Genomic DNA, 13,344 nt, shown 5'->3' with positions numbered 1-13,344 from the left:
AGCGAGCGCCCGAGCGAAGCGAGGCACCAGCACATGTCGATGCTGATCAAGGGTGCGAAGCCGTACGGCGAGGACGCCGTCGACCTGCTCGTGGAGGACGGCCGGATCGCGGCCATCGGCGACGAGCTGACCGTGCCCGGCGCCGATGTCGTCCAGGCCGCCGGGCTGGTCGCCCTGCCCGGCCTGGTCGACCTGCACACCCACCTGCGCGAGCCGGGCCGGGAGGACGCCGAGACCGTCGAGACCGGCAGCCGCGCCGCCGCGCTCGGCGGGTACACCGCGGTCCACGCGATGGCCAACACCGACCCGGTCGCCGACACCGCCGGCGTCGTCGAGCAGGTGTGGCGGCTCGGCCAGCAGGCCGGGCTGGTGGACGTCGTCCCGGTCGGGGCGGTCACCGTCGGCCTGCGCGGCGAGCGGCTGGCCGAGCTCGGCGCGATGGCCGACTCCGCCGCCCGGGTGCGGGTCTTCTCCGACGACGGGCACTGCGTCGCCGACCCGGCGCTGATGCGCCGCGCGCTGGAGTACGTCAAGGCGCTGGACGGCGTGGTAGCGCAGCACGCGGAGGAGCCCCGGCTGACCGTCGGCGCCCAAATGAACGAGGGCGACCGCTCCGCCCGGCTCGGCCTGACCGGCTGGCCGGCCGCCGCCGAGGAGGCGGTCATCGCCCGCGACGTGCTGCTCGCCGGGCACGTCGGCGCCCGGCTGCACGTCTGCCACGTGTCGACGGCGGGCTCGGTGGAGATCCTGCGCTGGGCGAAGAGCCGCGGCGTGCAGGTCACCGCCGAGGTCACCCCGCACCACCTGCTGCTCACCGACGAGTGCGCCGAGAGCTACGACCCGGTCTTCAAGGTCAACCCGCCGCTGCGCACGGAGGCCGACGTGCAGGCGCTGCGGGCCGGGCTGGCGGACGGCACCATCGACGCCGTCGCGACCGACCACGCGCCGCACGCGGTGGAGGACAAGGAGAGCGAGTGGGCCTCGGCCCGCCCGGGGATGCTCGGTCTGGAGCAGGCGCTGGCCGTCGTGGTGCAGACCATGGTCGAGCCCGGGCTCCTCGACTGGCGCGGGGTCGCCGAGCGGATGTCGGTCGCCCCCGCGGCGATCGGCCGGCTCGAGTCGCACGGCCGCCCGCTCGCCGTCGGCGAGCCGGCGAACCTGCTGTTGCTGGACCCCGCGCACCGGGCTCCCGTCGACCCGGCCGCGCTGGCCAGCCGCAGCCGCAACAGCCCCTATGCCGGCCGGGAGCTCCCCGGCCGGGTGGTCGCGACGTTCCTGCGCGGGACGGCGACCGTCCTGGACGGAAAGGCAACACGGTGACCGCGAACACGACGCGCGAGCGAGCATCGCAGGGAGCGCCGGCGACCGAGGAGCGGAACGAGTGCGGAGTGGAGCAGTGAACTCAGCGATCCTCGTCCTGGAGGACGGACGGACCTTCCGCGGTACGGCCTACGGCGCGGCCGGCACGACGGTCGGCGAGGCGGTGTTCTCCACCGGGATGACCGGCTACCAGGAGACCCTCACCGACCCCAGCTACGCCGGCCAGATCGTCGCGATGACCGCGCCGCACGTCGGCAACACCGGCGTCAACGACGAGGACGACGAGAGCCGCCGGATGTGGGTCGCCGGCTTCGTCGTCCGCGACCCCGCCCGCCGCCCGGCGAACTGGCGGGCCACCGGCAGCCTGGACGACGAGCTGGTCGCCCAGGGCGTGGTCGGGATCAGCGGCATCGACACCCGGGCGCTGACCCGGCACCTGCGCGACCGCGGGGCCATGCGCGCGGGCATCAGCACCGAGCTGGGCGCCGAGGAGCTCCTCGCGCAGGTCACCGGCAGCCCGAGCATGACCGGCGCCGACCTCGCGCCCTCGGTCAGCGCCGCCGAGCGCTACGTCGTCCCGGCGGTGGGGGAGAAGCGGTTCACCATCGCCGCGCTCGACCTGGGCATCAAGACCGCGACCCCGCGGGCGCTGGCCGAGCTCGGGGTGGAGACCCACGTGCTGCCCGCCACCGCGACCGCCGCCGAGCTGCTCGAGCACGGTGTGGACGGCGTCTTCGTCTCCAACGGCCCCGGCGACCCGGCGGCCGCGGACTACGCCGTCGAGGCGGTGCGCGGCGTGCTGGAGGCCCGCCGGCCGCTGTTCGGCATCTGCTTCGGCAACCAGATCCTCGGCCGCGCGCTGGGGCTGGGCACCTACAAGCTGCGCTTCGGCCACCGCGGCCTGAACCAGCCGGTGCTCGACCGGGTCAGCGGCACGGTGCGGGTCACCAGCCACAACCACGGCTTCGCCGTCGACGCACCGCTCGACCGCCCGGTGGACACCCCCTTCGGCCCGGTCGAGGTCAGCCACGTGGGCTTGAACGACGACGTGGTCGAGGGCCTGCGGCTGACCGAGGCGCCGGCGTTCAGCGTGCAGTTCCACCCCGAGGCCGCCGCCGGCCCGCACGACGCGAACCCGCTGTTCGGCCGGTTCGTCGACCTGATGGCCGCGGAGAAGGAGAACAGCTGATGCCCAAGCGCACCGACCTGCAGCACGTCCTGGTCATCGGCTCGGGGCCGATCGTCATCGGCCAGGCCAGCGAGTTCGACTACTCCGGCACCCAGGCCTGCCGGGTGCTCAAGGCCGAGGGGCTGCGGGTCAGCCTGGTCAACAGCAACCCGGCGACGATCATGACCGACCCCGAGGTCGCCGACGCCACCTACGTCGAGCCGCTGACCCCGGAGTTCGTCGAGCGGGTCATCGCCGCCGAGCGGCCCGACGCGGTGCTCGCCACCCTCGGCGGGCAGACCGCGCTGAACATCGCGATCGGGCTCTTCGAGAACGGCGTCCTGGAGAAGTACGGCGTCCAGCTCATCGGCGCCGACGTCGAGGCGATCAACCGCGGCGAGGACCGGCAGCGGTTCAAGGACATCGTCCGGTCCATCGGCGCCGACGCCCCCCGCTCCACGGTCTGCGGCACCGTCGAGGAGGCGATCGCCACCGCCGAGGAGGTCGGCTACCCGGTCGTCATCCGGCCCAGCTTCACCATGGGCGGGCTGGGGTCGGGCATCGCCACCGACGAGCCGATGCTGCGCCGGATGGCCGGTCACGGGCTGGCCGACTCGCCGGTGCACACCGTGCTCATCGAGGAGTCGGTGCTCGGCTGGAAGGAGTTCGAGCTCGAGCTGATGCGCGACCGCAGCGACAACGTCGTGGTCATCTGCTCCATCGAGAACATCGACGCGATGGGCGTGCACACCGGGGACTCGGTGACCGTCGCCCCGGCGATGACCCTCACCGACCGCGAGTACCAGCAGATGCGCGACGTCGGCATCGCGGTGCTGCGCGAGGTCGGCGTGGACACCGGCGGGTGCAACATCCAGTTCGCCGTCCACCCCGAGACCGGCCGGCTGGTCGTGATCGAGATGAACCCCCGGGTGTCCCGGTCCAGCGCCCTCGCGTCCAAGGCCACCGGCTTCCCGATCGCCAAGATCGCCGCGAAGCTGGCCATCGGCTACACCCTCGACGAGATCACCAACGACATCACCGGGGTCACCCCGGCGTCGTTCGAGCCGTCGCTGGACTACGTCGTGGTGAAGATCCCGCGCTTCGCCTTCGAGAAGTTCCCCGGCGCCGACCCGCGGCTGACCACGACGATGAAGAGCGTCGGCGAGGTCATGGCCATGGGCCGCAACTTCACCGAGGCGCTGGGCAAGGCGATGCGGTCGACCGAGACCACCGCCGCCGGGTTCTGGACGACCCCCGAGGACGGGTCCACCGCCGAGGAGCTGCTCGAGCAGCTGCGCACCCCGGTCGACGGCCGGCTGTACACCGCGCAGCGCGCGCTGGCCGCCGGCGCCACCGTCGAGCAGGTGTCGGCCGCGTCGGGCTTCGACGCCTGGTTCGTCGACCAGATCGCACTGGTCACCGAGATCGGCGAGCAGGTCCGTGCGGCGCCGGCGCTGACCCCGGAGCTGCTCGCGGTGGCCAAGCGGCACGGCCTCAGTGACCGGCAGGTCGCCGAGCTGCGGCCGGAGCTGGCCGGTGAGGACGGCGTCCGGCGGCTGCGCTGGCGGCTGGGCATCCGGCCGGTCTACAAGACCGTGGACACCTGCGCCGCGGAGTTCGCCGCCCGGACGCCCTACCACTACTCCTCCTACGACGAGGAGGACGAGGTCGAGCCGCGCGAGCGCCCGGCGGTGCTCATCCTCGGATCGGGCCCCAACCGCATCGGCCAGGGTGTCGAGTTCGACTACTCCTGCGTGCACGCGGTGATGGCGCTGCAGGACGCCGGCTACGAGGCGGTGATGGTCAACTGCAACCCGGAGACCGTCTCGACCGACTACGACACCGCCGACCGGCTGTACTTCGAGCCGCTCACCTTCGAGGACGTGCTGGAGGTCGTCGAGGCCGAGCGCGCCGCCGGGCCGGTCGCCGGGGTCATCTGCACCCTCGGCGGGCAGACGCCGCTGGCGCTGGCGCAGCGGCTCAAGGACGCCGGCGTCCCGGTGCTGGGCACCTCGCCGGAGGCGATCGACGCCGCCGAGGACCGCGGCGCCTTCTCCCGGGTGCTGCGCGACACCGGCCTGCTCGCGCCCAAGCACGGCATGGCCACCACTTCCGCCGAGGCCAAGGAGATCGCGGCCGACATCGGGTACCCGGTGCTGGTCCGGCCCTCCTACGTGCTCGGCGGCCGCGGCATGGAGATCGTCTACGAGGACGCCGTGCTCGAGGCCTACATCACCAAGGCCACCGACGTGAGCACCGACCACCCGGTGCTGGTCGACCGGTTCCTCGAGGACGCCGTCGAGATCGACGTCGACGCGCTCTTCGACGGCACCGACCTGTACCTCGGCGGGGTCATGGAGCACATCGAGGAGGCCGGCATCCACTCCGGCGACTCGGCGTGCGCGCTACCGCCGATCACCCTGGGAGGCGCGGACCTGGCCGGCATCCGCCGGGCCACCGAGGCGCTCGCCGCGCGGATCGGCGTGCGCGGGCTGATGAACGTGCAGTACGCGCTCAAGGACGACGTCCTCTACGTGCTGGAGGCCAACCCGCGGGCCAGCCGCACCGTGCCGTTCGTCTCCAAGACGACGGCGGTGCAGCTGGCCAAGGCCGCCGCCCGGATCGCCGTGGGGGAGTCGATCGCCTCGCTGCGCGCGGCCGGGGTGCTGCCGGCCACCGGGGACGGCACCGACCTCCCGGTCGACGGGCCGATCGCGGTCAAGGAGGCGGTGCTGCCCTTCCACCGCTTCCGCACCGTCGAGGGCCACGGCGTGGACACCGTCCTCGGCCCGGAGATGAAGTCCACCGGCGAGGTGATGGGCATCGACGCGGAGTTCGGCACCGCGTTCGCGAAGTCCCAGGCCGCCGCCTACGGCAACCTGCCCACCACGGGCACGGTGTTCGTCTCGCTGGCCAACCGGGACAAGCGCGCGGCGATCTTCCCGATCAAGCGGCTGGCCGACCTCGGGTTCACCGTGCTGGCCACCGTCGGCACCGCCCAGGTGCTGCGCCGCAACGGGGTGCGCTGCGAGGTGGTCGGCAAGTTCTCGCAGGGTCCGGGCAACGTGGTCGAGCGGATCCTCGCCGGGGACGTCGACATCGTCGTCAACACCCCCTTCGGGACGCCCGGCAACAGCGGCCCCCGGCTGGACGGCTACGAGATCCGCGCCGCCGCGGTGGCCATGGGCGTCCCGTGCATCACCACGGTGCAGGGCATGGCCGCCACGGTGCAGGGCGTGGAGGCGCTGCGCCGCGGTGAGCTGGGCGTGCGCAGCCTGCAGGACCTGCACCGGACGCTGGCCGCCGCCCAGGCCGCCGAGGCCCGCGCGTGACCGCCCCCGCCGACCGCCAAAGTCACGCCTTCGGCGAGCTGCTGACCGAGCCGGCACCGGCGGCTGTCCAGGCGCCGGTGCAGCGGGTGGTCGAGGTGGTCGGACGGCGGCCGGTCGGCGCCTACGTGGAGCTGACCTTCGCCGCCCCGGAGACCGCCGGCCGCGCGGTGCCCGGGCAGTTCGTCGCGTTCGCGATCGGCGGCCGGGAGTCGGCGATGCTGCTGCGCCGCTCGATCGCGATCGCCGGCACCGGCGACGGGCGGCTGACCGTCGTCGTCGCCCCGCACGGGCCCGGGTCGACCTGGCTGGCCGGGCTGCAGCCCGGCGCGACCGTGGACGTCGTCGGCCCGCTGGGCCGCCCGTTCCCGCTCCCGGAACCCGGCACGCCGGCGCTGCTGGTCGGCGGTGGCTACGGCGCGGCCGCGCTGGTCGGGCTGGCCGGCGCGCTGCGCGAGCGGGGCTCGGACGTGTCCGCCGTCGCCGGGGCCGCCTCGGCCGACCGGCTCTGCTCGGTCGACGAGCTCAGCGCGCTGGCCGGGGTGACCGTGCTGACCGACGACGGCAGTGCGGGCCGCCGGGGGTGGGTCACCGACGCCGTCGCCGAGCAGGTCGGCCGGGTCGGCGTCGTCTACGCCTGCGGGCCGATGGGGATGCTCCGCGCGGTCGCCGAGCTGGCCACCGCGGCCGGGGTGCCGTCCTACGTCGCGGTGGAGGAGTCGATGGCCTGCGGGATCGGGGTCTGCATGACGTGCGTGCTGCCGGTCGTCGGCGCCGACGGGCGCACCCGGTTCAGCCGGTCCTGCACCGAGGGGCCGGTGTTCGGTGGGGACCGGGTGAGGTTCGCCGACGTCGGCACGCTGACCGCCGACGTCGTCGGCGCCGCCGCGATGGGGGTGCTGCCGGCGTGACCGCGACGAAGCCCTCCACTCTCGGCGCCGAGAGCGGAGCAGTCGACATGGGGACGGCGTTGGCGTTCGCGCCGATCCCCGGCCCGGTGCTCACCGCCTCGGGGTGCTCGGCGTTCGGTCAGGAGCTCGAGCCGTTCGTCGACCTCGACGCGCTCGGCGCGGTGGTCACCAAGTCGGTCCAGCTGCAGCCGCGCTCGGGCCGCCCCACGCCGCGGATGGCCGAGACGCCCAGCGGGATGCTCAACTCCATCGGACTGCAGGGTCCGGGCATCGACGGCCTGCTCGCCGACGAGCTGCCCTGGCTGGCGCAGCGCGGGGCGCGGGCCCTCGTCTCCATCGCCGGCACCCGGGTGGAGCACTTCGCCGAGCTCGCCACCCGGCTGCGCGGCGTGCCCGGCGTGCTCGGCCTGGAGGTCAACATCTCCTGCCCGAACGTCGAGAGCCGCGGCGAGGTCTTCGCCTGCGACCCCGTCGCCGCCGCCGACGTGGTGGCCGCGGTGCGGGAGGCGGCGGACCCGGCCCACCCGGTCTTCGCCAAGCTCAGCCCGGACGTGACCGACATCGTCTCGATCGCCCGGTCGGTCACCGCGGCCGGCGCGGACGGGCTGTCGATGATCAACACCCTGCTCGGGCTGGTCATCGACCCGGACACCATGCGCCCGGTGCTCGGCGGGGTCACCGGTGGGCTGTCCGGCCCGGCGATCCGCCCGGTCGCGCTGCGCTGCGTCTGGCAGGTGCACCAGGCGCTGCCCGAGGTGCCCGTCCTCGGCATGGGCGGCATCCGCACCGGGCTGGACGCTCTGCAGTTCGTGCTCGCCGGGGCCAGCGCCGTGTCGGTCGGGACGGCGGTCTTCAACGACCCCTCCGCGCCGGCCCGGGTCCACGCCGAGCTCGCCGACGCCCTCGCCGCCCGGGGCTTCGCCTCGCTGCGCGACGCCGTCGGGTACGCGCACCGATGAGGGTCCCGTTCGGGGAGCGGCTCGCCGACGCCGTCGCCGCCCGCGGGCCGCTGTGCGTGGGCATCGACCCGCACGTGCCGCTGCTGGCCGACTGGGGGCTGCCGGACAGCCCCGACGGCCTGGCCCGGTTCACCGACGCCGTCGTCGACGCCCTCGCCGGGCACGTCGCCGTCCTGAAGCCGCAGCTGGCGTTCTACGAGCGGCAAGGCTCCCGCGGGCTGGCCGTGCTGGAGGACGCCGTGGCACGCGCCCGCGCCGCCGGGGCGCTCGTCCTGCTGGACGCCAAGCGCGGCGACATCGGCTCGACGATGGACGCCTACGCCGACTACCTGCGCCCGGAGCACCCGCTGGCCGTCGACGCGCTGACGGTCAGCCCGTACCTCGGCCCGGGGTCGCTGCAGCCGGCCGTGGACACCGCGCGGATCACCGGCGGCGGGCTGTTCGTGCTCGCGCGGACGTCGAACCCCGACGCCGGCGCCTTCCAGCACGCCCTCGTGGGGGAGCGGACGGTCGCCCAGGCCGTCGTCGACACGGTGCGCGGCTGGAACACCCCCGAGTGGGTGGTCGGCGACCCGCTGCCCGACATCGCCGCGGTCCGGGACGTCGCCGGGCGCTGGGGGCCGTCGACCGGCTCGTTCGGCGTGGTCGTCGGGGCGACGCTGCGGGACCTCGACGTCGACCTCGACGGCCTGGGTGGGCCGGTGCTCGCCCCGGGGCTGGGGGTGCAGGGCGGGTCGGTCGCCGACCTCCGCCGGCTGTTCGGGGCCGGGCGCGCCGTCGTTCCCACCGTCTCCCGGGACGTGCTCCGGGCGGGGCCGGACGGCGCCGCGCTGCGCGCCGCGGCGGACCGCTGGACGGCCGAGCTCACCGCGTGAGGCGGGCGGCCTGGCTGGTCGGTGGCGTCGCGCGCTCTGGAGACGCTGGGTGACGGCCCGGTGACGGCCTGGTGACGCGGAGGTGGCGGTCACGGAACGGCCCGCTGACCAGCGGTGATGGGCTGGTTACGGCACCGCACGGTCCGCCGTCCGGGCGGGTGAGCACACGCGTCGACGGCTGAGACAGCCGGGTACCGGGTGACCAGCGAGTTCGAGGTGACTAGGTTGGCGCCAGGTTCATCCACGAGCCGTTCGGCAGCAGTGCCCCAGACCGAAGAACACCGCCGGCCACGACCACCGGCATGAACACGATTGGGTTGCTCCGTGCCCCTTCCCGAGTTGTCACCCGAACAGCGCGCCGCCGCCCTGGAGAAGGCCGCTGCGGCCCGCAAGGCCCGTGCCGAGCTCCGCGAGAAGCTCAAGAGCAAGGGCACCACGGTCGGCGACGTCCTCAAGCAGGGCGAGACCGACGAGGTCATCGGCAAGATGCGCGTCTCCGCGGTCCTGGAGTCGCTCCCGGGCGTCGGCAAGGCCCGCGCGGCCAAGATCATGGAGCGTCTCGAGATCTCGCCGACCCGTCGCGTCCGGGGCCTGGGCGCGAACCAGCGCAAGGCGCTGGAGGCCGAGTTCGCCGGCGAGCAGGTGCAGCCCGACCAGGTCCCGACCGAGGGCCTCGTCTGAGCACGTCGCTGTCCCGACCGACGCCCGTCCCGAGGACGCCCGGAGTGGCTCGTGCGCAGGCCCGCCTGACGGTCCTGTCGGGTCCCTCCGGAGTCGGCAAGGGCACGGTCGTCGCCGAGGTCCGGCGCCGGCACCCCGCGGTCTGGGTGTCGGTGTCGGTCACCACCCGCAAGCCGCGGCCGGGTGAGGTGGACGGCGAGCACTACTGGTTCGTCGACGACGAGCACTTCGACTGGCTGATCGCCCAGGACGGCCTCCTGGAGTGGGCAGAGTTCGCCGGCAACCGCTACGGGACGCCGGCGGGACCGGTGCGGGAGCAGCTGGCCGCCGGGTCGCCGGCGCTGCTGGAGATCGAGCTGCAGGGCGCCCGCCAGGTCCGCGCCCGCGCGCCGGAGGCCCAGCTGGTCTTCCTGGCCCCGCCGTCCTGGTCCGAGCTGGTCAGCCGGCTGGCCGGCCGGGGTACGGAGCACCCCGAGGTCCAGGAGCGCCGGCTCGCCCTCGCGCAGGCCGAGCTGGACGCTGCCGGGGAGTTCGACGTCGTCGTCGTCAACGACGACGTGGCCAGAGCCGCGGACGAGTTGGTAGGCTTGCTGACTGCGCCTCCGCCCGCGGGTTCCTGACCGCTGCCGGAGGCGCGCCCGAGGCGACCGTGCGGAGGAGATCCGCCGCCCGCCCGCACACCGAGTTGAGGAGCACGCCCGCCCGTGTCCGGAGTCGCACCCGCCCCTGAGGGCATCACCAACCCGCCCATCGACGAGCTGCTCGAGCGCACCAGCAGCAAGTACGGGCTGGTCATCTACGCCGCCAAGCGCGCGCGTCAGATCAACGCCTACTACAGCCAGCTCTCCGAGGGCCTGCTGGAGTACGTCGGCCCGCTGGTCGACACCGCGCCCCAGGAGAAGCCGCTCTCGATCGCCCTGCGCGAGATCAACGAGGGCCTGCTGACCCACACCGCCGGCGAGAACTGAGGAAGGACCCCCTCGCCCCCCACCACTCGCGAGCTCGCGGCGGGGCCCTGCGAGGGGGCCGTTCCAGACCCTTGCGGGTGACGCCCCCGGCACCGAGTGCCGGGGGCGTCGTCGTGTCCGGGGAGGATGGACGCATGGCACGGATCGTCCTGGGCGTGGGTGGCGGCGTGGCGGCCTACAAGTCCGCGCTGCTGCTGCGCGCCCTCACCGAGCGCGGCCACGACGTGCGGGTGGTGCCCACCGCGTCCGCGCTGCGCTTCGTCGGCGCGGCGACGTTCGAGGCGCTGAGCGGCAACCCGGTCGCCACCGAGGTCTGGGACGACGTCCCCGAGGTCGCGCACGTGCGGATCGGCCAGACCGCCGACCTGGTCCTGGTGAACCCGGCCACCGCCGACCTGCTCGCCCGCGCCGCCGCCGGCCGGGCCGACGACCTGCTCACCGCCACGCTGCTCACCGCGCACTGCCCGGTCGTGTTCGTGCCCGCCATGCACACCGAGATGTGGCTGCACCCGGCCACCCAGGACAACGTCGCCACGCTCCGCCGCCGCGGCGCTGTCGTGCTGCCGCCCGCCGTCGGCCGGCTCACCGGTCCGGACTCCGGTCCCGGCCGGCTGCCCGAGCCCGCCGACGTCGCCGCGCTGGCCGAGGTCGTCCTCACCGCCGGTGCCCCGGCGCTGCGGCAGGACCTCGCCGGCCGCCGGGTCGTCATCAGCGCCGGGGGCACCCGGGAGCCGCTGGACCCGGTGCGCTTCCTCGGCAACCGCTCCTCGGGCATGCAGGGCTGGGCGCTGGCCCGGGTCGCCGCCGCCCGCGGCGCCGAGGTCGTGCTGGTCGCCGCCAACGTCGAGGCGCCCGCGCCGTTCGGGGTGCGCGTCGTCCCGGTCGGGTCCGCCGAGGAGCTGCGGACCGCCGTGCACACCGAGGCGGCGGTGGCCGACGTCGTCGTCATGGCCGCCGCGGTCGCCGACTTCCGCCCCGGCACGGTCGCCGCCAGCAAGCTCAAGAAGGGCAGCGCGGGCGAGCCGACGTCGGTGGACCTGGTCCGCAACGCCGACGTCCTGGTCGAGCTGGTGGCCGCCCGCCGGACCGGGCAGCGGGTCGTCGGCTTCGCCGCCGAGACCGGTGACGCCGAGGGCGACGTGCTCACCCACGCCCGCGCGAAGCTGGCCCGCAAGGGCGTCGACCTGCTCGTGGTCAACGACGTCTCGGCCGGGCAGGTGTTCGGCCGGGCCGACAACGAGGTCACGGTGCTCGCTGCCGACGGCACTGTCACGCCCGTCCCGGCCGGCCGCAAGGACGTCGTCGCGGCGGGCATCTGGGACGCGCTCGCCGCCGACCCCGCCGGGTAGGACTGACCCGGCTCCTCGGCACCGCTCGTCCACACCGCTCGGCCGCCTGGGACGCCTGCCGGTCCGCGCCGGTAACCTCAGCCGACGGGGCCACCCGCCAACCGGACGCGACCACCGCGTGCGGCCGCCGATCGCAGGGAGAACCGAGTGCCACGCCGTCTCTTCACCTCCGAGTCGGTGACCGAGGGCCACCCCGACAAGATCGCCGACCAGATCAGCGACGCGATCCTGGACGCGATGCTCGAGCAGGACCCCCGCAGCCGGGTGGCCGTCGAGACCCTCATCACCACCGGCCAGGTGCACATCGCCGGGGAGGTCACCACCTCCGGCTACGTGGACATCGCCGACATCGTGCGCAGGACCATCCTCGGCATCGGCTACGACTCCTCGCGCAAGGGCTTCGACGGCGCCTCCTGCGGCGTCAGCGTCTCCCTCGGCGCGCAGTCCCCGGACATCGCCCAGGGGGTCGACACCGCCTACGAGGCGCGCACCGCCGGCCTCAGCGACGACGAGCACCGCGCGGCCGTCGCCGACGACCTGATCGAGCGGCAGGGCGCCGGCGACCAGGGCCTGATGTTCGGCTACGCCTCCGACGAGACGCCCGAGCTGATGCCGCTGCCGATCGCGCTGGCCCACCGGCTGGCGCGCCGGCTGTCGGCGGTGCGCAAGGACGGGTCGGTGCCCTACCTGCGCCCGGACGGCAAGGTCCAGGCCACCGTCGTCTACGAGGACGACCGCCCGGTCGCCGTCGACACCGTGGTGGTCTCCAGCCAGCACGCCGAGGACATCTCGATCGACACCCTGCTCGCCCCCGACGTGCAGGAGCTCGTCGTGGAGCCGGAGCTGGCCGCCCTCGGCCTGCCCACCACCGGCTACCGGCTGCTGGTCAACCCGACCGGCAAGTTCGTCATCGGCGGCCCGATGGGCGACGCCGGGCTCACCGGCCGCAAGATCATCGTCGACACCTACGGTGGCATGGCCCGGCACGGCGGCGGCGCCTTCTCCGGCAAGGACCCCTCCAAGGTCGACCGGTCCGGCGCCTACGCGATGCGCTGGGTCGCCAAGAACGTCGTCGCGGCGGGTCTGGCCCGCCGCTGCGAGGTGCAGGTCGCCTACGCGATCGGTGCGGCCCACCCGGTCGGGCTGTTCGTGGAGACCTTCGGCACCAACACGGTGCCCGAGGAGCAGCTGGAGAAGGCGATCAGCGCGGTCTTCGACCTGCGCCCCGGCGCCATCGTCCGCGACCTGGACCTGCTCCGGCCCATCTACGCGCCGACCGCGGCCTACGGCCACTTCGGCCGCACCGACGTCGAGCTGCCCTGGGAGCGGCTCGACCGCGTCGACGTGCTGCGCGACGCCGTGGGGGCTTGACGGCGCTGAGTCAGCAGGAGCTCACCACCGACGACCCGGGGACCCGAACGACTCGGGTGGCCCGGGTCGTCGTCGATGTGCCCCTGGCGCACCTGGACCGGCCCTTCGACTACGCCGTCCCGGACGAGCTGGCCGAGCAGGTGGTGGCCGGCTGCCGGGTCCGGGTGCGGTTCGCCGGCAAGCTGGTGGACGGCGTCGTCCTCGAGCTGGCCGGCAGCACCGACCACGCCGGCAAGCTCGCGCCGCTGGCCAAGGTGGTCTCCGCCGAGCCGGTGCTCACCCCCGAGGTCGCCGAGCTCGCCCGGTCGGTCGCCGACCGCTACGCCGGGTCGATGACCGACGTGCTGCGGCTGGCCCTGCCGCCCCGCCGGGGCGCGCCGGAGAAGAGGCCGCGGCTCGACCCACCCCCACCG

The 13,344-nt window shown here is 74.5% G+C and carries 12 protein-coding genes; all 12 read left to right on the top strand.

The genetic code is table 11. The features are described 5' to 3' along the window. The first annotated feature begins 39 nt into the window (after positions 1–39). The gene (locus FHL80_RS18375; RefSeq protein WP_246078780.1) at positions 40–1,320 is read left to right on the top strand and encodes a dihydroorotase; all 1,281 of its coding nucleotides are present in this window, start codon (positions 40–42) and stop codon (positions 1,318–1,320) included. Positions 1,321–1,396: 76 nt separating this feature from the next. Further along, on the top strand, positions 1,397–2,509 hold the full coding sequence (gene carA / locus FHL80_RS18370; protein ID WP_216870860.1) for a glutamine-hydrolyzing carbamoyl-phosphate synthase small subunit: 1,113 nt from the start codon (positions 1,397–1,399) through the stop codon (positions 2,507–2,509). Next, on the top strand, positions 2,509–5,820 hold the full coding sequence (gene carB / locus FHL80_RS18365) for a carbamoyl-phosphate synthase large subunit (protein WP_138734813.1): 3,312 nt from the start codon (positions 2,509–2,511) through the stop codon (positions 5,818–5,820). The genes carA and carB overlap by 1 nt, the downstream gene beginning before the upstream one ends. Then, positions 5,817–6,728: an iron-sulfur cluster-binding protein gene (locus tag FHL80_RS18360; RefSeq protein ID WP_216870859.1), complete on the top strand. Its 912-nt coding sequence runs from the start codon at positions 5,817–5,819 to the stop codon at positions 6,726–6,728. Before carB ends, FHL80_RS18360 begins: the two co-directional genes overlap by 4 nt. Further along, positions 6,725–7,687, top strand: coding sequence for a dihydroorotate dehydrogenase (locus FHL80_RS18355; protein ID WP_246078779.1), 963 nt, complete (start codon positions 6,725–6,727; stop codon positions 7,685–7,687). The genes FHL80_RS18360 and FHL80_RS18355 overlap by 4 nt, the downstream gene beginning before the upstream one ends. Further along, positions 7,684–8,562, top strand: coding sequence for an orotidine-5'-phosphate decarboxylase (gene pyrF, locus FHL80_RS18350; RefSeq protein ID WP_138734812.1), 879 nt, complete (start codon positions 7,684–7,686; stop codon positions 8,560–8,562). Before FHL80_RS18355 ends, pyrF begins: the two co-directional genes overlap by 4 nt. Positions 8,563–8,886: 324 nt before the next feature. Next, positions 8,887–9,243: an integration host factor, actinobacterial type gene (gene mihF / locus FHL80_RS18345; RefSeq protein WP_026845070.1), complete on the top strand. Its 357-nt coding sequence runs from the start codon at positions 8,887–8,889 to the stop codon at positions 9,241–9,243. Positions 9,244–9,287: 44 nt separating this feature from the next. Next, positions 9,288–9,863: a guanylate kinase gene (gene gmk / locus FHL80_RS18340; protein WP_138734811.1), complete on the top strand. Its 576-nt coding sequence runs from the start codon at positions 9,288–9,290 to the stop codon at positions 9,861–9,863. Positions 9,864–9,947: 84 nt separating this feature from the next. Next, positions 9,948–10,211: a DNA-directed RNA polymerase subunit omega gene (gene rpoZ / locus FHL80_RS18335; RefSeq protein ID WP_014741310.1), complete on the top strand. Its 264-nt coding sequence runs from the start codon at positions 9,948–9,950 to the stop codon at positions 10,209–10,211. Between the two features lie 134 nt (positions 10,212–10,345). Continuing rightward, positions 10,346–11,560 carry a bifunctional phosphopantothenoylcysteine decarboxylase/phosphopantothenate--cysteine ligase CoaBC gene (coaBC, locus tag FHL80_RS18330; RefSeq protein ID WP_138734810.1) on the top strand — a complete coding sequence of 405 codons (1,215 nt, stop codon included), beginning with the start codon at positions 10,346–10,348 and terminating at the stop codon, positions 11,558–11,560. A gap of 147 nt (positions 11,561–11,707) precedes the next feature. Next, positions 11,708–12,931: a methionine adenosyltransferase gene (metK, locus tag FHL80_RS18325; RefSeq protein ID WP_138734809.1), complete on the top strand. Its 1,224-nt coding sequence runs from the start codon at positions 11,708–11,710 to the stop codon at positions 12,929–12,931. Further along, the coding region (locus FHL80_RS18320; protein ID WP_500684523.1) for a primosomal protein N' family DNA-binding protein at positions 12,928–13,344 on the top strand (417 nt) is incomplete at its 3' end. The genes metK and FHL80_RS18320, both read left to right, overlap by 4 nt.

This window comes from Modestobacter excelsi (assembly GCF_005930495.1).
GTDB classification, from domain to species: Bacteria; Actinomycetota; Actinomycetes; order Mycobacteriales; family Geodermatophilaceae; genus Modestobacter; species Modestobacter excelsi.
Note: the sequence above shows the minus strand (reverse complement) of the source record. Positions and strands in the feature narration are given on the sequence as shown.